At 60.3% G+C, this 20,663-nt stretch carries 22 protein-coding genes; 5 read left to right on the forward strand and 17 right to left on the reverse strand.

What is annotated here, in order from left to right; all coding sequences use genetic code 11:
• Window positions 1-164 precede the first annotated feature (164 nt).
• From rseP to BS630_RS34920, 12 genes are all read right to left on the reverse strand, one after another.
• Window positions 165-1,298, reverse strand: a complete 1,134-nt coding sequence (gene rseP, locus BS630_RS34865; RefSeq protein ID WP_077981110.1) for an RIP metalloprotease RseP — start codon at window positions 1,296-1,298, stop codon at window positions 165-167.
• 28 nt (window positions 1,299-1,326) lie between these two features.
• The gene (locus BS630_RS34870; RefSeq protein ID WP_077981111.1) at window positions 1,327-2,157 is read right to left on the reverse strand and encodes a phosphatidate cytidylyltransferase; all 831 of its coding nucleotides are present in this window, start codon (window positions 2,155-2,157) and stop codon (window positions 1,327-1,329) included.
• Window positions 2,157-2,900, reverse strand: a complete 744-nt coding sequence (locus BS630_RS34875; protein ID WP_017960280.1) for an isoprenyl transferase — start codon at window positions 2,898-2,900, stop codon at window positions 2,157-2,159. Before BS630_RS34875 ends, BS630_RS34870 begins: the two co-directional genes overlap by 1 nt.
• Before the next feature lie 37 nt (window positions 2,901-2,937).
• Window positions 2,938-3,498, reverse strand: a complete 561-nt coding sequence (frr, locus tag BS630_RS34880) for a ribosome recycling factor (protein ID WP_077981112.1) — start codon at window positions 3,496-3,498, stop codon at window positions 2,938-2,940.
• Between the two features lie 166 nt (window positions 3,499-3,664).
• Window positions 3,665-4,387, reverse strand: a complete 723-nt coding sequence (gene pyrH, locus BS630_RS34885; RefSeq protein WP_003539289.1) for a UMP kinase — start codon at window positions 4,385-4,387, stop codon at window positions 3,665-3,667.
• A gap of 96 nt (window positions 4,388-4,483) precedes the next feature.
• Window positions 4,484-5,410 carry a translation elongation factor Ts gene (gene tsf / locus BS630_RS34890; RefSeq protein WP_017960278.1) on the reverse strand — a complete coding sequence of 309 codons (927 nt, stop codon included), beginning with the start codon at window positions 5,408-5,410 and terminating at the stop codon, window positions 4,484-4,486.
• A 241-nt stretch (window positions 5,411-5,651) separates the two neighbouring features.
• Window positions 5,652-6,419, reverse strand: coding sequence for a 30S ribosomal protein S2 (rpsB, locus tag BS630_RS34895; RefSeq protein WP_003539287.1), 768 nt, complete (start codon window positions 6,417-6,419; stop codon window positions 5,652-5,654).
• Between the two features lie 181 nt (window positions 6,420-6,600).
• On the reverse strand, window positions 6,601-7,707 hold the full coding sequence (locus tag BS630_RS34900; protein ID WP_017960277.1) for a type 2 periplasmic-binding domain-containing protein: 1,107 nt from the start codon (window positions 7,705-7,707) through the stop codon (window positions 6,601-6,603).
• Window positions 7,707-8,324, reverse strand: a complete 618-nt coding sequence (locus BS630_RS34905; RefSeq protein ID WP_077981113.1) for a 5-bromo-4-chloroindolyl phosphate hydrolysis family protein — start codon at window positions 8,322-8,324, stop codon at window positions 7,707-7,709. The genes BS630_RS34900 and BS630_RS34905 overlap by 1 nt, the downstream gene beginning before the upstream one ends.
• 7 nt (window positions 8,325-8,331) lie before the next feature.
• A complete protein-coding gene (locus tag BS630_RS34910; protein WP_077981277.1) occupies window positions 8,332-9,894 on the reverse strand; it encodes a substrate-binding domain-containing protein in 1,563 nt (520 codons plus the stop codon).
• A 14-nt stretch (window positions 9,895-9,908) separates the two neighbouring features.
• Entirely contained in the window at window positions 9,909-10,985 is a 1,077-nt protein-coding gene (locus tag BS630_RS34915; protein WP_077981114.1) for a toxic anion resistance protein, read from the reverse strand.
• A gap of 190 nt (window positions 10,986-11,175) precedes the next feature.
• On the reverse strand, window positions 11,176-12,012 hold the full coding sequence (locus BS630_RS34920) for a cell envelope integrity EipB family protein (RefSeq protein ID WP_065279804.1): 837 nt from the start codon (window positions 12,010-12,012) through the stop codon (window positions 11,176-11,178).
• 136 nt (window positions 12,013-12,148) lie between these two features.
• Between BS630_RS34920 and BS630_RS34925 the strand changes: the two genes are divergently transcribed.
• The 5 genes from BS630_RS34925 to BS630_RS34945 all read left to right on the forward strand — a co-directional run bounded on the left by BS630_RS34925 (window position 12,149) and on the right by BS630_RS34945 (window position 15,540).
• A complete protein-coding gene (locus BS630_RS34925) occupies window positions 12,149-12,619 on the forward strand; it encodes a RidA family protein (protein ID WP_077981115.1) in 471 nt (156 codons plus the stop codon).
• Window positions 12,616-13,335 carry a glycerophosphodiester phosphodiesterase gene (locus BS630_RS34930; protein WP_077981116.1) on the forward strand — a complete coding sequence of 240 codons (720 nt, stop codon included), beginning with the start codon at window positions 12,616-12,618 and terminating at the stop codon, window positions 13,333-13,335. Before BS630_RS34925 ends, BS630_RS34930 begins: the two co-directional genes overlap by 4 nt.
• Window positions 13,336-13,514: 179 nt before the next feature.
• The gene (locus BS630_RS34935) at window positions 13,515-14,705 is read left to right on the forward strand and encodes a GNAT family N-acetyltransferase (RefSeq protein ID WP_077981117.1); all 1,191 of its coding nucleotides are present in this window, start codon (window positions 13,515-13,517) and stop codon (window positions 14,703-14,705) included.
• A gap of 55 nt (window positions 14,706-14,760) precedes the next feature.
• Complete coding sequence (locus tag BS630_RS34940; protein WP_077981118.1) at window positions 14,761-15,192, forward strand: HIT family protein; 432 nt, start codon at window positions 14,761-14,763, stop codon at window positions 15,190-15,192.
• A gap of 57 nt (window positions 15,193-15,249) precedes the next feature.
• Complete coding sequence (locus BS630_RS34945) at window positions 15,250-15,540, forward strand: Dabb family protein (protein WP_077981119.1); 291 nt, start codon at window positions 15,250-15,252, stop codon at window positions 15,538-15,540.
• A 71-nt stretch (window positions 15,541-15,611) separates the two neighbouring features.
• On the opposite strand, the gene clpA is transcribed toward BS630_RS34945, so the two are convergent.
• From clpA to cysE, 5 genes are all read right to left on the reverse strand, one after another.
• The gene (clpA, locus tag BS630_RS34950) at window positions 15,612-18,104 is read right to left on the reverse strand and encodes an ATP-dependent Clp protease ATP-binding subunit ClpA (RefSeq protein ID WP_077981120.1); all 2,493 of its coding nucleotides are present in this window, start codon (window positions 18,102-18,104) and stop codon (window positions 15,612-15,614) included.
• 10 nt (window positions 18,105-18,114) lie between these two features.
• Window positions 18,115-18,465 (reverse strand): ATP-dependent Clp protease adapter ClpS, encoded by a 351-nt coding sequence (gene clpS, locus BS630_RS34955; RefSeq protein WP_017988219.1) that lies wholly within the window; start codon window positions 18,463-18,465, stop codon window positions 18,115-18,117.
• Window positions 18,466-18,741: 276 nt separating this feature from the next.
• Window positions 18,742-19,113: a phasin family protein gene (locus tag BS630_RS34960; RefSeq protein WP_077981121.1), complete on the reverse strand. Its 372-nt coding sequence runs from the start codon at window positions 19,111-19,113 to the stop codon at window positions 18,742-18,744.
• Window positions 19,114-19,385: 272 nt separating this feature from the next.
• Complete coding sequence (locus BS630_RS34965; RefSeq protein WP_003539277.1) at window positions 19,386-19,589, reverse strand: DUF3126 family protein; 204 nt, start codon at window positions 19,587-19,589, stop codon at window positions 19,386-19,388.
• 140 nt (window positions 19,590-19,729) lie between these two features.
• Window positions 19,730-20,563, reverse strand: a complete 834-nt coding sequence (cysE, locus tag BS630_RS34970) for a serine O-acetyltransferase (RefSeq protein ID WP_003539276.1) — start codon at window positions 20,561-20,563, stop codon at window positions 19,730-19,732.
• Window positions 20,564-20,663 lie beyond the last annotated feature (100 nt).

Here is a 20,663-nt window from a genome sequence, read left to right on the forward strand (position 1 = left end):
CCCAGGAAAACCCGATTCCGGTCACGTGTGTCGTTTTACCCGCTTTTGACATACAAGCAAGGCAGGTCGTTAATTTCTGTTTACTTCATTTACAAGCGTGACCCATTCGCCACTACAGCCTTGAAACATCGTAAATAAATAGTAATTAGCCTCGCCTTGCTCGTTTACCCTCTCAACGAGCCAATGTCGTTCCAGGTCGTGAAAACCATCAATGTCAGTATCATCGCCAGGCCGATGCGAAATGCAATTTCCTGGGCCGAAGAGCCGAGCGGTTTCCCCCTCACCGCTTCCACCGCATAGAACATCAGGTGGCCGCCATCAAGTACCGGAACCGGCATCAGGTTAAGCAATCCTATCGAAACAGAAAGCACCGCCGCCAACTGCAACACTGCGCCTATTCCAAGCGACGCCATCTGGCCCGAAGCTTGCGCCACGCGGATCGGCCCGCCCAATTGATCGGCGCGCATCGTTCCGCTGAAGATGTTACCGATATATTTGAAGGTGCCGGTGACAATGTCGCGGGTCTCGATCACAGCCTCGCGCAGCGACTGCAGCGGCGTATAGGTCTTCAGGCGGAAGTTCCCGGCCTCCCGGCTGGTGACGATGCCGATCTGGCCGAGCTCGACCTTGTTGCCGAACTGGTCGGTCTGGTCTACGCGCTGCGGCACCATCGGCACATCGAGTTTCTGGCCGGCGCGCTCGATCGTCACGATGATCTTCTGGCTCGGGCGGATGCCAACATAGCGGCGCACATCGTCGAAGGTCTCGACCTTGCCGCCGTCGATGGCGACCAGCAGATCGCCTGGAAGGATGCCGGCGGCAGCGGCTGCGCCGTCGGGCTTGACCTCGGCAACGACAGGATCGGCGATCGTGCGGCCATAGACCGAGAAAAGAATGGTGAAGATGGCGATTGCCAGCAGAAAATTGGCGATCGGGCCAGCCGCGACTGTTGCAGCACGTTTCCACAGCTTCGCGCCGGCAAAGGAGCGCGCTCTGTCCTCCTCGGACATGGCGGCGATCTTGTCGGTGTCGGGCTTGCTCGAGGCATCTTCGTCGCCGAAGAACCGGACGTAGCCGCCAAGCGGGATCACCGAGATCTTCCAGCGCGTTCCGTGGCGGTCGGTGAAGCCGAAGATCTCCGGGCCGAAACCGACGGAAAAGGCCAGGATGCGAATGCCGCTCCAGCGTCCGACGAGGTAATGGCCCATCTCATGCACGAAGACGAGCAGTGACAGCACGAGGATGAAGGTAACGATGTTCCCCATCAGAAATGCGTATATGCCGCTCATCGTTTCCATGAGTCCTTTCCGTCAGACTGCCGTGTTGTCAGAGCCCGAACAATGCCGCGCCAAGCGACGTCATTCCGGCCCCCTTTATCAGGGAAAAAACCCCAGCAAGCAAGAACGCCGAAAAACAGGCGAAAATCAGTCCGTCGACACGGTCCATGACGCCGCCATGGCCCGGAATGAGACGGCTCGAATCCTTGACGCCGAATTTTCGCTTGATGAACGATTCGAAAAGATCGCCCACCTGGCTGCAAACCGAGAGAACGAACGCCACGCCGGCGGCGACGATTTCAGCGCCCGGAAGCAGAAAATGGATGAGAAGGACGCCGGCTACGACCGCCGAAATAGCGCCACCGATTGCACCCGACCAGGTCTTTCCGGGCGAGATCGAAGGGGCAAGCTTAGGCCCGCCAAGCGCCCTGCCGACGAAATAGGCAAGGATATCCGTTGCCCAGACGACGGCAAAGACGAAGAGCATGGCGTAAAGGCCAGGCCGGTCATCGCTTCTGATCGCGGCAAGCGCCAGGCCGGTGGCGCCGGCATAAAACAGGCCCACTGGCAACCAGCGGCTCGTGCCCTGCAGGATGATCAGGGCGATGCCGACGGCGGTGACGCCGGCCAGCATACCGACGGCGAATTCGAAATTGCCGACAAGCACAAGGAAGGCAATCGCCGCCTCGCCGATCCAGCCGACGGCATTGGCGACCCAATCGCGCGCGATGCCGGTCATTTTCGACCATTCATAGTAGATCAGCAGGCCGATCACGACTGCCAGCACACGAAAGGCAAGGGCGCCATACCAGGTAGCGGCAAGAACGATGGCCGCAAGAATCAGTCCTGAAACGATGCGGAGCTTCAGTTCCTGCTGCATCAGGTGCCGACCGCGGCCGCCTGCGACGACAGGCCGCCGAAGCGCCGGTCACGAGAGGCGAATGTCTCGAGCGCCGAGCGGAAGATCTCGGAGCTGAAATCCGGCCAATATTCCGGAAGGAAGATAAATTCCGAATAGGCGGCCTGCCAGAGAAGGAAGTTGGAAAGCCGCTCTTCGCCGCTGGTGCGGATAATGAGATCCGGATCGGGAATGCCGGCCGTGTCAAGACGGGCGTTGATCAGCGCCGGTGTAATATCCTGCGCTCTCAGCCGGCCGGCCTCGACGTCGCGGGCGAGACTGACGACGGCGCGGGCGATCTCGTCGCGCGAACCATAGTTGAAGGCGATGACGAGCGTCAGTGACGTGTTGTCCTTGGTCGTCTCCTCCGCCTCCAGCAAAAGGCCCAGAATGTCACTGCGCAGGCTGTGGCGGTCGCCGATCACCTTGATCCGCACGTTCTGGCGATGGAGCTCGGCGAGGTCGCGCCGGATGAACGCCTTGAGCAGACCGAGCAGATCGGAAACCTCGGCTTCGGGCCGGCGCCAGTTCTCCGAGGAGAAGGCAAAGAGGGTCAGATATTTTATGCCGGCCGCACCGGCGGCGCGGACTGTCTCGCGCACCGCCTCGACGCCCTTGCGATGGCCCATCGTGCGCGGCAGGCCGCGCTGCTTGGCCCAACGGCCATTGCCGTCCATGATGATGGCAACATGCTCTGGCACAGTCACAAATACAGATTCCGACATTTCCCGTCCGGTCTTTCCAGGCAAAGGCACAGATCCTCTAGACCTGCATGATTTCCTTTTCCTTCTCGCCAAGCAAGCGGTCGACTTCGGAAATCGTCTCGTCCGTCATCTTCTGGACACGTTCCGACTGCGCCCGGCTCTCGTCCTGGCCGATTACCCCATCCTTTTCGGCTTTCTTGAGGCCGTCCATGCCGTCGCGGCGGACATGGCGAATCGCCACCTTGCTCTTTTCGGCATAGTCGTGCGCCACCTTGACGAGCGACTTGCGGCGCTCCTCGTTCAGCTCCGGCAGCGGAATGCGCAGGTTCTGGCCATCGACGATCGGGTTGAGGCCGAGATTGGATTCGCGAATGCCACGCTCGACGGCGCTGACCATCGACTTGTCCCAGACGGAAACCGACAGCATGCGCGGCTCGGGCACGGTGATGTTGGCGACCTGGTTCAGCGGCATGCGCGAACCATAGGCCTCGATCGTCACCGGGTCGAGGATGTTGGCCGAAGCACGGCCGGTGCGCAGCGATGCGATGTCGCTCTTGAATGCGGAAATCGCGCCGTCCATGCGGCGCTTCAGTTCCTTGATGTCGATACCTTCACTCATATGGATGCTCCCGTCTAGAGCATGATGCCGAAAAGTGTCAGCGGTTTTCGGGCGACATCATGCTCTAACTATTTAATGTCGAACATGATTCAGATTTTAGGCCCCACCGGGCCTAAAATCATCATGTTCTAGCGAGGGCTGCGCCGAAACCGCGGCGCAGCTTATATCAGTTGTCGGAGACGATGGTCTTGAGACCACCGCCCGTCAAGATTTCAGCAAAACCACCCTTCTCGTGGATCGAGAAGACGATGATCGGAATGGAATTCTCCCTGGCGAGCGCTACGGCGGCAACGTCCATCACCGCAAGCCCCCTGTCCAGCACTTCCTGGTGCGTCAGCCGGTCGAGGCGGGTCGCATCGGGATATTTCTTCGGGTCGGCGGTATAGATGCCGTCCACCTGGGTGCCCTTGAAGATCGCTTCCGCACCCATTTCGGCCGCACGAAGTGCTGCGGCGGAATCGGTGGTGAAAAAGGGGTTGCCGGTGCCGCCGGCAAAGATCACCACGCGTCCCATCGACAGATGATAAAGGGTTGCGCGCTGCGAAAAGCTCTCGCAGATCTCGGGCATGGAGATGGCCGAAAGCACCACCGTATCGATGTTCAGCTTGCGCAGCGAGGTTGCCAGCGCCAGCGCATTGATTATCGTGCCGAGCATGCCCATATGGTCGCCAGTCACCCGGTCGCCGCCCTTGGACGCTACCGCGACACCGCGGAAGATATTGCCGCCACCGACGACGACGCCGACTTCCACGCCCATATGCCGTGCCTCGGCGATGTCGGATGCAATGCGGTCCGCCACCGTCACATCGATCCCGAAACCCTGGCCACCCATGAGCGCTTCGCCGGAAGCCTTGAGTAGAACACGTTTATAGACAGGCTCTAAAGACATCTTGGCTCCTCGTAAATTGCCGTGAATGCCCGATACACGAAGGGCACCGCGTTGTCACGCGATGCCCTTCGTGTTTTCCCAATTATGGCTGGAAGATCAACCCTTGACGGCAGCAGCGACTTCGGCCGCGAAGTCGGATTCTTCCTTCTCGACGCCTTCGCCGAGCAGCAGACGGGCCATGCCGGCAACCTCGATCGGCGCGCCGACGGCCTTTTCAGCTTCCTTGATGGCGGCTGCAACGGTCAGATCCGGATTGATGACGAAAGCCTGCGAGAGAAGAGCGACTTCCTCGAAGAACTTGCGCATACGGCCGTCGACCATCTTCTCGATGATATTGTCCGGCTTGCCGGAAGCGCGCGACTGCTCGATGAAGACGTTGCGCTCGCGCTCGGCGACGGCGGCATCGACTTCTTCCGGGCGGATCGCCAGCGGCGCAGTGGCAGCGATGTGCATGGCAACCTGACGGCCGATGGCGTTCAGGGCTTCCTTGTCGCCGGTAGACTTCAGCGCAACGAGAACGCCGAGCTTGCCGAGGCCGTCGGAAACAGCATTGTGGATATAGGTGGCGACGACGCCGTCCTCGACCGAGAGAGCAACCGAACGGCGCAGGTTCATGTTCTCGCCGATCGTTGCGATCGCATCCTTGATCGTGTCGGACACGGACTTGCCGGATGCCGGGTAGATCGCAGCGGCAACGGCATCGACAGTGCCGTCGGTGGATACGGCGACCTTGGCGATGCCGCGAACGAGTTCCTGGAAGGCATCGTTACGGGCAACGAAGTCGGTTTCGGAATTGACTTCGACGACGACGGCCTTGGTGCCCTGGCTCGAAACGCCGATGAGGCCTTCGGCAGCAGTGCGGCCGGACTTCTTGTCGGCCTTGGCGATGCCCTTGGCACGCAACCAGTCGATCGCCGCTTCCATGTCGCCACCGGTTTCAGCAAGAGCCTTCTTGCAGTCCATCATGCCTGCGCCGGTCTTTTCGCGCAGTTCCTTCACCATTGCAGCCGTAATCTCGCTCATTAGCTTCCTCTTGTCGGTTCATACGGTGGGCCGTAAAGCGCGGCTCGGCACCGGATTGAGGCACGAAATGTACCTGTATGTATGACAGCGTGATGAAGACGCGCCATAACGAAATTTATCGGGCGGAGAGCCTGACGCCCTCCCCTTGAAACAGGCAAGGCCGCCGAACTTCGATGAGTCGCGAGCGGCCTTTCCCAGTCTCTGCAAGCATTGGCGGACCTTTTCGATCCGCCCGCTTTCATCAGCCTTCGGCTGCTTCCTCGAGAGCCGGCTCGACCGGAACTTCGGAGGATGCGCCGAGATCGCGGCCGGAAGAGCCCTGCTGGCGTGCGATGCCGTCGATGGCGGCGCGGGAGATCAGCTCGCAGTAAAGAGCGATCGCGCGCGATGCGTCGTCGTTACCCGGGATCGGATAGTCGATCAGGTCCGGATCGCAGTTCGAGTCGATGATGGCGACAACCGGGATGCCGAGGCGCTTGGCTTCGTCGATCGCGATCTTTTCCTTGTTGGTGTCGATGATAAACATCAGGTCGGGCGTGCCGCCCATATCACGGATACCGCCAAGAGCCTTGTCCAGCTTTTCACGTTCACGCTCGAGGTTCAGGCGTTCCTTCTTGGTGAAGCCCTGGGCTTCGCCGTTCAGGATCTCGTCGAGCTTGCGCAGACGCTGGATCGAGTTGGAGATCGTCTTCCAGTTCGTCATCATGCCGCCGAGCCAGCGCGAGTTGACGTAGTACTGGGCCGAGCGCTTGGCGCTGTCGGCAATGATCTCGGACGCCTGGCGCTTGGTGCCGACGAAGAGAACGCGGCCGCCGCGGGCAACGGTGTCGCTGACGACCTGGAGGGCGCGCGACAGCATCGGAACGGTCTGGGCCAGATCGATGATGTGAATGTTGTTGCGATCGCCGAAGATATACGGCTTCATCTTCGGGTTCCAGCGATGAGTCTGGTGGCCGAAGTGGACGCCTGCCTCAAGAAGCTGGCGCATAGAAAAATCAGGCAATGCCATGCCTTGTTACTCCTTTTCCGGTTGAACCTCCGCAAGGCGAACAGCACCCTCTTCGAGGATGCCACCGGGCGGAACAGCCCGGATTTCTCCCGGACGATCCCATGCCTTACGTGTGGAATGCCGGTGCCCATACATTCGATTTGGCGCAAAAGCAAGGCTTATGCCGAAAAAACCTGGCGGCTCAGCTTGCCAGTGTCGGCAGCAGCGACAGCATAACGCCTGCATCCGGCATCGGCAGGATGGCATCGACCTCGGCCGGCAGCAGGGTGCCGATCGCACTGTCGGCGTTGCCGGTGGCGGTCCCCAGCGGACCGCGGAAGCCGTGTCTCGTCCAGGCGAGTTCCTGGAGCTTCGGGCTCACCAGCGCTTCGATCAGCCGGTTGGCGTTCTCGTCGACGACGATCAGCGGATGCGCCGAATAGACGGTCGGGCGCGGATAGAGCACCACCGGCTTTGCGCCGGCACTCGCCTTGATGCGGTCCCAGCGTGCGGGATCGGCGAGGATCCATTCGACCAACTGGTTCTCATAACCGACGATCATCGGCTCGCCGCCGAGGCCGCCTGCGAGATACTGGTCGAAAAGTTTGCCTGACGACGGCGACTTGAAGCCCATGTTGCGGAAGATCGCCTGCACCTTGCCGCCGAAGGTGGCGAGATCGCCTGAAGTCGCGACATTGCCGCTGAAAAGGCTGAGCACCAGGCCTGCGAACATGAAGCCGGAATTGGAGCGGTTGGGATCGGTCGAGACGATGCGGGCACGGCCGTAGAGCGAATTGACGCCGAGCTTCGACCAGTCGGACCCGGCAAGGATCGCATCCAGCAAAGCCTTGAGGTCGAGCTGATGATGGCCTTCGTTCGTCACCGTCACCAATCCCGCTTTCATCAGTCCATCGACGACGGGCTGCCAGGAATAGACGACGATCGGCGTGTTCAGCACGACGCGGTCGTTGCGGATGGAAATGCCGTTCTGCCTGGCGATATCGACCATGATCGAGGAGGACGGCCAGAGGAATTGCGGATGCTGCGACAGCAGCGCCTGTTCGCGGACCATCTCGACGGAGCCGGCGACACGGCTGCCCACCGTCAATCCGTATCCGCCGAGCGCCTTGATGACGTCGGGATCGGCCAGGAAGGCTTCCTTCTCGCCGCCGACGAAGCCGAACAGCGTCGTGCGGCTGCCGAGCAGGCCCTGCAATTCCGGCCGATCACGGACGGCGAAATAACCGCCGGTGCCGACGACGCCGGCTCCGAGCAGTCCCACTCCAAAGGCGCGACGAGAAAGGGCCATCAGCGTCCGATATCCTCTTTAAGCGATGCCTGGATGAGGCGCAGATCGGTGTCGAGCGTGCCGAGTTCCTCATCGACCAGGCTGTCGGCATAATGGACGAAGGCCTCTTCGAGCTTGACCAGCACGCCGCGCACCTCTTCCAGCTGCTTGGAGTCTGGAACGCGCTTGGCCTCGATCACGGCAAAACCTTCCGCCACCTCGGCGGCACGCGGCAGATAATAGGAGAGGAACCGCCGTACCGCATTGGCGCTCTCGGGCTTGGCCTCGACCTTGCGAAAGACATCGGCGGCAATTTCGGCGAGATGCCGGACTGCGGCTGCCATCTGACGATCGCTTATCGTGTCGGCGGCAGTCTCCAGCCTCTGTGCAAAGGGAACGGCGGCCTCTAGCAGGTCGCGGGCAAAGGCGACGCGCCCGCTGCCGATGCTCTTGATATCGAGGCCTTCGAACAGCCGGCGCGGCGCGAGCAGAATGACGAGGCCGGCAAAGACCAGAAGGGCGATGATGGCGGCGATCCAGAAGGGCATGCCGGCTGCAAAGCTCAAGAGCGGCACGGTGATTGCCGCAGCCAGTCCCGCCACGATCCAGTTGCCGTCATTGCCGAGCCAGTTGCGCATGACTGTCCTAATTGTAGCCTCGCGCGGTGCGGAAGGCGGTGGCGAGATCCGAACCGCCATCGAATACGCGCGCCGAGGTCAGCTTGGCGAGACTGTCGAGCTGGGTCTTGTCGGCATCGCCGAATGTGATGCCGAAGATCGGCACATGCGGCTCCATCGCCTTCCATTCTCTGGTGAAGGGCTGGCTTTGATCATCGGACTTGCCGTCGGTCATGATGACGATGGCAGGCAGATAAGTCGAGAGCCCGTCGGTTCGGGCAATCTGCTGCAGAGCCCGTGCGGCGCAGGCATACATGTTCGTGCCGCCATTGGCCTTCTGCCGGGAAATCTCGTTCAGCAGCCCCTCCTGCTCCAGCGGATTTCCACTCGCCATGAAAGTGTTGCGCACGCTGCCGTCGAAGGGAATGACGATGATCTGATCGGCGGGCGACCATTGCACCAGCACCTTGCTCGCCTCGTCGGGCGTCAACAGGAAACGCATCGCCTTCTGCAGCTGATCCTCGCCGTCACCCTGCATCGAACCGGAAAAATCGAGGCAGAGCGCGGTCAGGGACGGTTTGCGCAGCGCGGCCTGATAAAGGTTGAGCGCCTGGCGGATGACGCCCGCCTCCGGCATGCGGATTGCCGTCACCAGCCGGGCGGGATCGAAATTCCAGCTTGGCTCCGGCTTTGCGGCAACGCCGGTCAAGGGAATGCGCCGGCCGGTATCGGCGATGCGCTGCTGCACGGGGGCCGAGCTCAGATAGGCGAGCAGATCGTTGAAGAAGGTCTGGACTTCCGGCCCGCGGCCATGATCGACGAAACCGATAGGCGAATCCGCCATGGCCACACCATCGGCCGGATAGATCGCGTAAAGCGGTTCCTGCGACAGGGCGGCGAGCTTGTCGTTGGTTTCCTTCAGCACCGCCTCGTAATTCCACATCGCATCATAGATCGTGCCCTTGCCGGCGGATTCGACATAGAGATCGGCAAGCCAGCCGGAAGAGCCGGAAGAGCGCACGACACCTGACAGCAGCGACCGGACGCTCTCCTGGACGTGTTTGTCGTCGAGATCGCCGGGCTCGATCACCGGCTTGTTGCCGAGCGCGCTCGACAGCATGGCAAGATAGGCGCTGGCGCCCGAATTGGATTGCGTCGCCGAGGTCATCAGGAACTTCAGCGACCCGCTCTCGACCGCAGCGAGAATGTCCTTCATGAAGACGTCCTTGCCGATCCAGCCGAGCTGCTCGGCCTTCGACCTGCGCACGCCCAAGACCACCGGCGTCTGGGCGATTGAGGTCAGGCTCTTGACGCGGCGCTTGGTGTCGAACATGTCGACCCAGGCGCTGGAGGCCGGCCAGACCGCATCCTGCGCGACGCCCTGGTCACTCTGCAGCGCCAGACCGATATCGAGCGTGCCTTCATATTTGAAGGTGCAGGTGGCGTTCTTCTGCTTGCAGAATTCTTCGACGATCGGCTGCAGAACGGTGTTCTCCGATCCCGATACGATCGAGAAATCCGGCCCCAGGGGATTGCAGCCGGCAAGGGGCAGAGCGGCAAGAAGTGCCAGGCCTGAAAGCAGTGCTCGCATCGTCATCTTGCCGATCACGCTTGGGTCATCGCCTTCTTGAGTTCGATCGTCATCTGCTCCATCTGCTGTTCGGCGAGCGCCCGCTTGCGGCGTCCCTCCTCCTGAACCTGCAGCACGCCTGATATCGTATCGATCAGATCCCTGTTCGCCTTGGCGAGCGTGTCGATATCGACGATGCCGCGCTGCGACTGCTGCTCGATTGCGATCGCCTGGTCTTTCATCATCTTGGATGCCTGGCGGATCATATCGTTGGTGGCGTCGGTCACCGCCTTCTGCAGGTCGAGCGCCGATTTCTGCCGCGTCAAGCCGAGCAGGATCACCATCTTCTGCTTCCAGGCCGGCACCGTCAGCGTCGAAGTCGCCTGCAGATTCTCGATCAGCGTCTCATCGCCCGCCTGAACGATGCGGATCTGCGGCAATTGCTGGATGCCGAGCTGACGGGCCTGCTGCAGGTAGAAGACCCGCTTTTCCAGCCGGTCGAGCGCCTGCAGGCTGTCCTGATAGGTCTGTGCTTCCAGCATGCCGCCGCCGGGGCCGGTCGCCGCCGCCTCGGCTTGCGCCTTCAGCCTCGGCAGATCGACGCTGCGGAAACGCTCGGCGAAAGTCTTGCCGGCCTGAACATAGGCCTCGAGCCGCATGATCGATTGCCTGGTTTCCTCATGCAGGTCGTCGAGCAGCGCAATGTCGCGCCTCAGCGTGTCCTTATGACGGTCGAGTTCCAGGCCGATCCGGTCGATCTGGCCGGCCACGTCTTCGAACTCCGCCTTGAAGCGTTCGAGCCGGGCCTTGGCCGAGAGAAACATGCGGCTGAGGAAACCCTTATCCTTCAACGATGCCGGATCGAGGCTTTTCGATTTGAGGATGATGTCGGTCAGCAGGCGGCCGACATCGCCGAGGTCCTTGTTGCGGACTTCGCGCAGGATCTTGTCGGCATAATCGCTGACCGCCTGCTGGGCGCGGTCGCCATAGACCGAGATGCCGGCACGGTCGGTGATGTTGATGCTATCGGAAATGCGGGCAATTTCCGCCGGATCGGCGACGACAACCGACAGGGCGGCATTCTGAACAGTCGCGAGATCGGTGTCGGCCATGGTTCGGGCTTTCAAGCTTGCGATGCGTAATGGCTACGCAGTCTAGCAGATAGACGTCATCGCAATGGCTTGGCCGCCAGGATCGCACCGACCCGAAAAGCAGGACGACAGACGGCGACTCAGTCATCGCTGATCGCCGAACCATAGTGAATTTTATGATACAGTTTTATGACAGGCGAGATCTCGTCGCCTACTTGCAAACCTCGGCCTTGCGGTCGAGCAGCTCCAGCTTGGCGAGCTTGCCGGTCAGGACGAAATCACCGTAATCCATCGTCAGATCGCGGGTAATGCCGTTCTCATAGAGCTTGAAGGACATGCGGTAGACCGGCAACGCATCCGATTTCGCACTTTCGTTGAAATAGGCGATCGTCACCGGCCAGAAGGCCGTCTTGGAGAAGGCGCCGGCATTGCCGGCATCGGCTTCCTCGGCGATCGGCGTCTCCTGCTTGCCGACGATCGTGGTCGTCGCCAGCGACTTGTCGCCGTCGTCCGAACCGTCGAAGACGCGCGCCTCGAAGAAGCGCTTGCCGTCCTTGGCGTGCTGGATCACATCGAGCATATGTTCCGTGGGAAAACGGCTTTCTAAAAGCTGCAGCTCGCGGCTCGCCGGCTGCTTGAGATCGACCTTGACACCATCAGGCTGGTCCTGCGCCGCACCGTTGACCTCTTTATCGAGCTGCTCGTCGGTGAAGGATTTGGTGTCGAAAGTGAACTTGCCGTCCTTCAGGTTCTCGAAGGTCTTTGTCTGCTGATCGCTGACACGCACGCTGTCGCCGGTGTCGATCTGCGTCACGAAGCGGAAATTGGTGGTAAAGCCCTGGCAATAGCTGCCGTCGAACTCATAGACCATGCGACCGTACATGGCGGCGATGCCGGAGCGGTCCGAGGCATCCTTCAATTCCAGATCGTAGACCGCGCGATGTGCGACGAGGCCGGTCGCGATCGCAGCGCTAACCGCAGGCGCAGCCGCCCATGCATTGGCGGAAACGCTGGCGAGAAGCAGAGCGACAAGACTCGATCGGAACATTCATTAACTCCTGTTGGACTCGGTCGCCATGTTATAAGAACGCTTTCGGCCAAATCGAGGCTCGAAACTGTCATATTGAAGAATCTAGTCTTGATGCATAATTTTTGAAGAATTGACAACAAAAGCGGAGACGAAAATGCCCGATGAAATTGCGGCTCGCCTGATTGAGATGGGGATAACCCTTCCCGAGGCCGCAGCACCTGCTGCAAATTACGTTCCCTATGTGATCAGCGGCAATCTTCTCTACATCTCCGGCCAGCTGCCGCTCGAAGGCGGCAAGGTCACTGTCTCGGGCCATCTCGGCAAGACCGTCGACGTTGCAAGGGGGCAGCGCGGCGCCGAACTCTGCGCCATCAACATCCTTGCCCAGGCGAAGGCCGCACTTGGCGGCGATCTCGGCCGTATCCGGCGCGTCATCAAGCTGAACGGCTTCGTCGCCTCGGCGCCCGACTTCGTCGAGCAGCATCTCGTCATCAACGGCGCTTCGAACCTGATTGCCGGCGTGCTTGGCGAAGCCGGCAAACATGCGCGTGCCGCCGTCGGCATGGCGGCCCTGCCGCTGAATGCCGCCGTCGAGATAGACGCTATCATGGAAATCGCAAAATGACCAATGTTGCCTGGATCAGGGAACTGCCGGTCGCCCACCGCGGCTATCACGACCTCAACACGCATGTCTGGGAAAACACGCTTTCGGCCTTCTCGCGCGCTGTCGAAGCGGGCTTTGCGATCGAATGCGACCTGCACTATGCCTCCGACGGCGTGCCGGTCATCTTTCACGACGAGGACCTGCAGCGCCTGTGCAATCTCAACGGCGACATCCGCGAGCGCACCTCCCGGGAACTCGGACTGATCGCCGTTGGCGGCACGAGCGACAAGGTGCCGACGCTGCGCCAGCTTCTCGATCTCGTCGAAGGCAAGGTGCCACTGGTGCTGGAGCTCAAGGGGCGCGAGGCCGATGACGAAGGTTTCGCCGAAGCTGTGCTCGAGGTCCTCGAAGGCTATGAGGGCAAGGTGGCGCTGATGAGCTTCGACCACTGGCTGCTGCGCGACCTGAAGGCGCTTGGCTCACCCTACCCGCTCGGGCTGACCGCCAACGGCAACACGCCGGAAGAGTTCAAGACGCATGAAAAGGCGATGGAGATCGGTCTCGATTTCATCTCTTATTATTATGACGACCTGCCGAATGCCTTCATCACCGGCGAACGCGAAAAGGGCATTCCCGTCATCACCTGGACGGTGCGTGACGAAGAGGCGCGCCGACGCACATTCGCCAATGCAGACCAGATGACCTTCGAAGGCTTCGATCCGCGTGCGACTGCTTGACGCTCGCTTTTTGGCCAAGATCATGCGCAGACTGCTGCATAACTCCTTAAATCGGATCCATTTGAGGATAAATTATGCAGCAACTCAAAGTGTTACAGCGTCCTTTGCGCGTCTGAAAAGACGCGCGGCGCTGTAAGGCAGAGCCGAGACTATCCTCCCACAGGCTTCGCATTTGTCCCATGACTGATGAATTATCCATTCGCGTAGAACGCTCCTTCACCGCGATTTCCCCGGAGAGCTGGTCCAGGCTTTCCGGGGCGTCGAAGACCTGCACTGCGATTGCCTACAACCCTTTCGTTTCGCACGCCTTTTTATCGTCGCTGGAGGAATCCGGCTCCGCCGACGCCGAGACCGGATGGCTCGGCCACCATCTGCTGCTCGAGACCGGGCGCGGCGAATTGATCGGCGCCCTGCCCGGCTATCTCAAGAACCACAGCCAGGGCGAATATGTCTTCGACCATGGCTGGGCCGACGCATTCGAGCGGGCCGGCGGGCGCTATTATCCCAAACTTCAGTGCTCGATCCCGTTCACCCCGGCGACAGGCCCGCGGCTTCTTGTCGCCGAAGGGCTGCAGCGGCTGCCGGTCCAGAGCGCGATCGCCGAAAGTCTGAAGGAGGTGGTGCGCCGGCTCGGCATCTCCTCGGCCCATATCACCTTCGTGCCGGACGAAGAGATCGGCGTCTTCGAGATGGACGGCTATCTGCACCGCACCGACCAGCAGTTCCATTTCATCAATGACGGCTATGCCGATCACGAGGATTTTCTCGAAACGCTTGCCTCGCGCAAACGCAAGGCGTTGCGCAAGGAGCGTCGCGCCGCCCTCGAAAACGGTATCAGCATCGACTGGCTGACCGGCCGCGACCTGACGGAACGCATCTGGGACCAGTTCTTCAAGTTTTACATGGATACCGGCGGGCGCAAGTGGGGCCGGCCCTACCTCACCCGTAAGTTCTATTCGCTAATCGGCGAACGCATGGCCGACGATATCCTGCTCGTCATGGCCAAACGCGACGGGCGCTATATCGCCGGCGCGATCAATTTCATCGGCGGCGATACGCTCTACGGTCGTCACTGGGGCTGCATCGAGGATCATCCCTTCCTGCATTTCGAGGTCTGCTATCACCAGGCGATCGACTTCGCCCTTTCGAAAGGGCTGAAACGTGTCGAGGCCGGCGCCCAGGGCGAACACAAGCTCGCCCGCGGTTACCTGCCGGTGACGACGCATTCCGCCCATTATGTCGCGCATGCCGGCCTTCGCCGGGCGATCGGCGACTATCTCGCCCGCGAGCGCGCCGATGTCGAACAGATGAGCGAGTTGCTGACCGAGCACAGCCCTTTCCGCAAGGGTGAGCGCCAGCAGGAGGATTGACGCCGCCGCACCGGCCGCGCTACCCGGATAATCTGGAAACGAGGAGATTTTCGCGATGACCAACCCTGCCGCTTATGACGACAACAACATCTTCGCCAAGATCCTGCGCGGTGAAATCCCCTCGCACCGGATCTACGAGGACGAGTATACCATCGCCTTCATGGATGTGATGCCGCAGGCGCCGGGCCACGTGCTCGTCGTTCCGAAGGCGGGGTCGCGCAACATTCTCGATGCCGATCCAGCCACCCTCACCCAGGCGATCACCGTGGTCCAGAAGGTCGCCAAGGCGGTCAAGGACGTCTTCGATGCCGACGGTGTGTTCATCGCCCAATTCAACGAACCGGCCGCCGGGCAAACGGTGTTCCATCTGCATTTCCACGTCATCCCGCGCCATGAGGGCACCGCCCTCAAGCCGCATTCCGGCACGATGGAGGACGGCGCCGTGCTTGCCGGCAATGCCGAAAAGATCAGAGCAGCGCTGGGGTAAGGTCAACCCCTGTCGATTTGAGAGAATTCAATCCAGACAATTATTTGGAACAAGATCATGATCCGCCATACTGTCGCATTCCGCCTGAAGCACGAAGCCGGCTCGGCTGAAGAAACGTCGTTCCTCTCCGACGCGCTGGTGCTTGCCAAGATCCCGAGCGTGCGGAATTTCGAGCAGCTTCGGCAGACGAGTCCAAAGAATGCTTATGCCTTCGGCTTTTCGATGGAATTCGACGATCAGGCTGGCTACGACACGTACAACCTCCATCCCCTGCATGTCGCCTTCGTCCGCGACCGCTGGGTGCCCGAGGTCGCCGATTTTCTCGAGATCGACTACACCAAGCTCTGAAAGGGCGCATGTAGATCCGGACACAAAAAAGGCCGCAGTGACGCGGCCTTTTCCAATTCGGTGACGGTATCTTACTTCTTGCGTGGAACCTTCGGAACCGCGCTTCCCTTCTTCGGGGCTTCGCGGACCTCAGGCTCGGCCTGCGGCACCGCTTTGGCGCGGGTCTTGCGGGCCGCCTTCGTCTTCAGCTCGCCGTCATCCCCATCCTCGGCTTCGGGATGCACAACCTCGGCTTCGGGCTTCGGCTTGATCGGCGCCGTTTCCGAGATGGCTTCGAGCACGATGCCGGGCTTGCCGTCTTCCTTCGGGCCGACGGTGACATTGACGACGCCGCCCTTCTTCAGCTTGCCGAAGAGGATTTCGTTGGCGAGCGGCTTCTTGATCGTATCCTGAATGACGCGAGCAAGCGGGCGGGCGCCCATCTTCTCGTCGTAACCCTTTTCCGCCAGCCAGGCGATCGCATTCTCGTGCAGGTCGAAGGTGACGTTCCTTTCGGAAAGCTGGGCCTCCAGCTGCATGATGAACTTCTGTACGACCTTGTGGATGACGGCCGTCGGCAACGCCGCGAAAGGAATGATCGCGTCGAGACGGTTGCGGAATTCCGGCGTGAACAGGCGGGTCAGCGCCTCCTCGTCCTCGCCGGTGCGCTTGGACGAGCCGAAGCCGATCGCCGCCTTGGCCATTTCCGACGCACCCGCATTGGTCGTCATGATCAGGATGACGTTGCGGAAGTCGATCTTCTTGCCGTTATGGTCGGTCAGCGTGCCGTGGTCCATGACCTGCAAGAGGATATTGTAGATGTCGGGATGGGCCTTCTCGATTTCGTCGAGCAGGACCACGCAATGCGGGTGCTGGTCGACGCCATCGGTCAGAAGACCGCCCTGGTCGAAGCCGACATAGCCGGGAGGTGCACCGAGCAGACGCGAGACCGTGTGCCGCTCCATATATTCCGACATGTCGAAGCGCAGGAGTTCGACGCCGAGCGACGATGCCAGCTGCTTTGCCACCTCGGTCTTGCCGACGCCGGTCGGACCGGAGAAGACATAGGCGCCGATCGGCTTGTTCGGCTCGCGAAGACCGGCACGCGCCAGCTTGATCGAGGTCGAAAGAGCTTCGATCGCGATATCCTGGCCGTAGACCACAGAACGCAGTTCCTGCTCGAGATTGGCGAGCACCGCTTCATCGTCCTTGGAGACGGTCTTCGGCGGAATGCGCGCCATCGTGGCGACCGTTGCCTCGATCTCCTTTTCGGTAATCAGCTTGCGGCGCTTGGACGGCGGCAGCAGCATCTGGGCCGCACCGGTTTCGTCGATCACGTCGATCGCTTTGTCGGGCAGCTTGCGGTCGGAGATGTAGCGGGCCGACAATTCGACGGCCGACTTGATGGCATCATTCGAATAACGCAGGTGGTGATACTCTTCGAAATAGGGCTTCAGGCCCTTCATGATCTCGATCGCATCTTCGATCGACGGTTCGCTGACGTCGATCTTCTGGAAACGACGGACCAGCGCACGATCCTTCTCGAAGAACTGGCGGTATTCCTTGTAGGTGGTCGAACCGATGCAGCGAATCGCGCCCGATGATAGGGCCGGCTTCAGCAGGTTCGATGCATCCATCGCGCCGCCCGAGGTGGCGCCAGCGCCGATCACCGTGTGGATCTCGTCGATGAAGAGCACGGCGCCCGGATATTCTTCCAGTTCCTTGACGACCTGCTTCAGGCGCTCCTCGAAATCGCCGCGGTAGCGCGTGCCGGCGAGCAGCGTGCCCATGTCGAGCGAGAAGATCGTCGCATCGGCGAGGGCTTCGGGAACCTTGCCTTCGACGATGCGCTTGGCAAGGCCTTCGGCGATCGCCGTCTTGCCGACGCCGGGATCACCGACGTAGAGCGGATTGTTCTTCGAACGGCGGCACAGGATCTGGATGGTGCGGCTGACCTCGGCGTGACGGCCGATCAGCGGATCGATCTTGCCGCCCTTGGCCTTCTCGTTGAGATTGACGCAATAGGCCTTGAGCGCATCCTGCTGCTTCTTCGGGCCGCCCTCTTCCTCGCCGCCGCGCGCCGTCGGCTTGCTGCTTTCGGCTTCTTCCTCAGCGCCGCGCGGGGGACGCACATCCGAAGCGCCCGGCCGCTTGCCGATGCCGTGGGAGATATAGTTGACGGCATCGTAGCGGGTCATCTCCTGCTCCTGCAGGAAATAGGCGGCGTGGCTTTCGCGCTCGGCGAAGATGGCGACGAGCACGTTGGCGCCGGTCACCTCTTCGCGGCCAGACGATTGCACGTGGATGACGGCACGCTGGATGACGCGCTGGAAGCCGGAGGTCGGCTTCGAATCCTCGTCATAACCGGTGATCAGGTTGGAAAGTTCGTTATCGACATATTCGACGAGCGTCTTGCGCAAGGTGTCGAGATCGACATTGCAGGCACCCATGACCGCGGCCGCATCGGCATCGTCGATCAGGGCGAGCAGCAGATGCTCGAGCGTCGCATATTCGTGGTGCCGCTCGTTGGCAAAGGTCAGTGCCTGATGGAGCGCCTTCTCTAAACTAGGCGAAAATGTTGGCACGTTCAGATCCTCACTTCTTTTCCATGACGCATTGCAGCGGATGCTGGTGCTGCCGGGCGAAGTCCATCACCTGGCTGACCTTCGTTTCCGCTACCTCGTATGTGAATATTCCGCATTCGCCAACGCCGTGGTTATGGACATGAAGCATGATGCGGGTGGCACTTTCACGATCCTTCTGAAAAAAACGCTCCAGAATATGGATGACGAATTCCATGGGAGTGTAGTCGTCATTCAAAAGCAGCACGCGATAGAGGTTGGGCTTTTTGGTCTTCGGCTTGGTGCGTGTGATGACCGAGGTTCGATTTGCGTTGTCCCCGTTCCTTTCGCTGTCGTTCTGCATCCGGATCGGCTTTGCGATCATTGTCATTCATTCCTCAAGCAATCCGGCGGAGCATGGGAGGGTGCTTTTCCCGCCGAATATCTGAAACACTAACTTAGTTCATAATAGGCTGATTTTAAGCCCCCTGTCAGACACTGCAATCAAGAAATGGCCGGCATGCACGGGAAAGACCAAAAAAGTCCCTGGTCGATCCCATGCGGGCGCTGCAGCGAAAGCGGAAACAAAAAGACCGGCCACAGATGCGTAGCCGGTCCTCATTTTTCAATATGTCGCGCAGGTTGCGCCGTCAAAATCAATTCATGCGGCAGCAGGCGTCGCCGACGGCGCCGACTTGGCGCTCTTGACGACGGCAGCGGCGATCGGTGCTTCATGGGGCTTGTAGGCTGATTTGGCGAGATCGGCATACATCTCACTGAGCTTCGTGGTCTCGGAGACAAAGCCTTCAAAATACGCCTTAACGTAGCTCGTCTGCAGCTCGAAAGCGGCCTCGAAGCTCTTGACGCCGGCTAGGGTTTCGAAATGCGTCACCGCGTCCTGAAAGGATTTCTTCGAATATTCCGTGGCTTCAGCGGCGATCGCCTGAAAGCCCTTGGTGGTGTCGGAATAGTTTTTCAGTGCCGTGTCGACGGCTTCCTTGCTCTTCTTGTTAGCATCGTCAAAGTTGAACATGAGCCATCCTCCGTTGGGCTGTTGGTGGCGGCAGGGTAGCTGCAACGCACAAATAGTCAAGTAGTCTTGTGCGTTGCAAAACATCCAGGAGCTGCATGACAATCATATAACAAAGCCCACGCGTCGGGGCACGTACGTCTTTAATTGATTTTGCTAAAATATATCAGAATGCCGCAACCGGAAGTTTTGAACAAATTCTCGCTCCGAATCGAAAAAACAAAAAAGACCGAACGGATCGCACCGTTCGGTCCCTTTGAAGCATTCGAGCGCGGTCAGAGATCGACGTCGAGGATCGCCATCGAAAAGTTGTAGGAGCGGTCGCCGTCCTCGTCATCAATATAGACGACACCCAGAAATTCTTCGCCGAGATAGACTTCCGCAGAATCATCCTTGCGCGGACGCGCCTTGACGATCATCTGCGGGTTGAACATGCGCTTGAAATAGGCGTCGAGCTTCTTGATTTCTTCTGGCTTCACTCTGTCATCTCCGTAAGCGGTCTTGATTGGCCGCTTCTTGCACAGGAAATGCAGCGGTGTAAAGGCAAGGTTGCCGTTTGCTCATGGCCCTCCCCGTTCGGATCCCGCCGACTTTTCCTATCCTTGTTTCCAATGGGCGCTCAGATATCGGCGCCGATCACCTGGTCCATGTTGCGCGACGGCTCGGAACAACCGGCCTCGCCGACGACCTTGGCCGGCACGCCCGCAACCGTCTTCTTGGGCGGCACCGCCTTCAGGACGACGGAGCCGGCGGCGACGCGTGAGCAATAGCCGATCTCGATATTGCCGAGGATCTTCGCACCGGCGCCGATCATCACGCCGGAGCCGATCTTCGGATGGCGGTCAGCGCCCTCCTTGCCGGTACCGCCGAGTGTGACGCCGTGCAGGATCGAGACGTTGTCGCCGATGACGGCCGTCTCGCCGACGACGAGGCCGGTGGCGTGATCGAGGAAGATGCCCTTGCCGATACGGGCGGCCGGATTGATGTCGGTCTGGAAGACGCTGGAGGAACGGCTCTGCAGATAAAGCGCAAAATCACGCCGGCCGCGGTTCAGCAGCCAATGGGCGAGACGATGCGTCTGCAGCGCGTGGAAGCCCTTGAAATAAAGTACCGCCTCCATGAAGCGCAGGCATGCGGGATCGCGGTCGTAGATCGCTTGGATATCGACACGCAGGATGGAGCTCCAGTCCGGCCAGTCGAGGAGCATTTCCTCGAAGGTCTGGCGAAGCAGGTTCGCCTGCATGTCGGGGTGATCGAGACGTTCGCAGATGCGGTGGATGACGCATTCCTCGAGCGAATGGTAGTTGATCACAGTAGAATAGAGGAAGGCGGCGAGAACCGGATCGCGTTCGGCGGCGAGTCGGGCTTCCTCACGCAGGCTGTCCCAGATGGGATCCATCACCTTCAGCGGATGGCCTGTGTCAAAAGCACGAATGTCAGTCTTTGCGACCATCGCCGCTCTCCTCGTTGCCGGAAGGAATGCCGTTTTCGGAATGCCAATATATAGAGGAAAACGCCAATAACATAAATGGGTGCCGTCGCCATGGTTTTTT

Origin of the sequence: Rhizobium laguerreae, from assembly GCF_002008165.1 — a bacterium.
GTDB lineage: Bacteria > Pseudomonadota > Alphaproteobacteria > Rhizobiales > Rhizobiaceae > Rhizobium > Rhizobium laguerreae.

Bases quoted from the DNA above. Each gene is read 5' to 3' on its own strand.
- rseP (WP_077981110.1), bottom strand. From the start codon at position 1,298: ATGGAAACGATGAGCGGCATATACGCATTTCTGATGGGGAACATCGTT.
- BS630_RS34920 (WP_065279804.1), bottom strand. From the start codon at position 12,012: ATGTTCCGATCGAGTCTTGTCGCTCTGCTTCTCGCCAGCGTTTCCGCC.
- frr (WP_077981112.1), bottom strand. From the start codon at position 3,498: ATGAGTGAAGGTATCGACATCAAGGAACTGAAGCGCCGCATGGACGGC.
- BS630_RS34900 (WP_017960277.1), bottom strand. From the start codon at position 7,707: ATGGCCCTTTCTCGTCGCGCCTTTGGAGTGGGACTGCTCGGAGCCGGC.
- BS630_RS34875 (WP_017960280.1), bottom strand. From the start codon at position 2,900: ATGTCGGAATCTGTATTTGTGACTGTGCCAGAGCATGTTGCCATCATC.
- BS630_RS34910 (WP_077981277.1), bottom strand. From the start codon at position 9,894: ATGCGAGCACTGCTTTCAGGCCTGGCACTTCTTGCCGCTCTGCCCCTT.
- BS630_RS34925 (WP_077981115.1), top strand. From the start codon at position 12,149: ATGCCCGATGAAATTGCGGCTCGCCTGATTGAGATGGGGATAACCCTT.
- rpsB (WP_003539287.1), bottom strand. From the start codon at position 6,419: ATGGCATTGCCTGATTTTTCTATGCGCCAGCTTCTTGAGGCAGGCGTC.
- pyrH (WP_003539289.1), bottom strand. From the start codon at position 4,387: ATGTCTTTAGAGCCTGTCTATAAACGTGTTCTACTCAAGGCTTCCGGC.
- BS630_RS34915 (WP_077981114.1), bottom strand. From the start codon at position 10,985: ATGGCCGACACCGATCTCGCGACTGTTCAGAATGCCGCCCTGTCGGTT.
- BS630_RS34935 (WP_077981117.1), top strand. From the start codon at position 13,515: ATGACTGATGAATTATCCATTCGCGTAGAACGCTCCTTCACCGCGATT.
- BS630_RS34930 (WP_077981116.1), top strand. From the start codon at position 12,616: ATGACCAATGTTGCCTGGATCAGGGAACTGCCGGTCGCCCACCGCGGC.
- BS630_RS34905 (WP_077981113.1), bottom strand. From the start codon at position 8,324: ATGCGCAACTGGCTCGGCAATGACGGCAACTGGATCGTGGCGGGACTG.
- BS630_RS34940 (WP_077981118.1), top strand. From the start codon at position 14,761: ATGACCAACCCTGCCGCTTATGACGACAACAACATCTTCGCCAAGATC.
- BS630_RS34870 (WP_077981111.1), bottom strand. From the start codon at position 2,157: ATGCAGCAGGAACTGAAGCTCCGCATCGTTTCAGGACTGATTCTTGCG.
- BS630_RS34960 (WP_077981121.1), bottom strand. From the start codon at position 19,113: ATGTTCAACTTTGACGATGCTAACAAGAAGAGCAAGGAAGCCGTCGAC.
- cysE (WP_003539276.1), bottom strand. From the start codon at position 20,563: ATGGTCGCAAAGACTGACATTCGTGCTTTTGACACAGGCCATCCGCTG.
- clpS (WP_017988219.1), bottom strand. From the start codon at position 18,465: ATGATCGCAAAGCCGATCCGGATGCAGAACGACAGCGAAAGGAACGGG.
- tsf (WP_017960278.1), bottom strand. From the start codon at position 5,410: ATGAGCGAGATTACGGCTGCAATGGTGAAGGAACTGCGCGAAAAGACC.
- BS630_RS34945 (WP_077981119.1), top strand. From the start codon at position 15,250: ATGATCCGCCATACTGTCGCATTCCGCCTGAAGCACGAAGCCGGCTCG.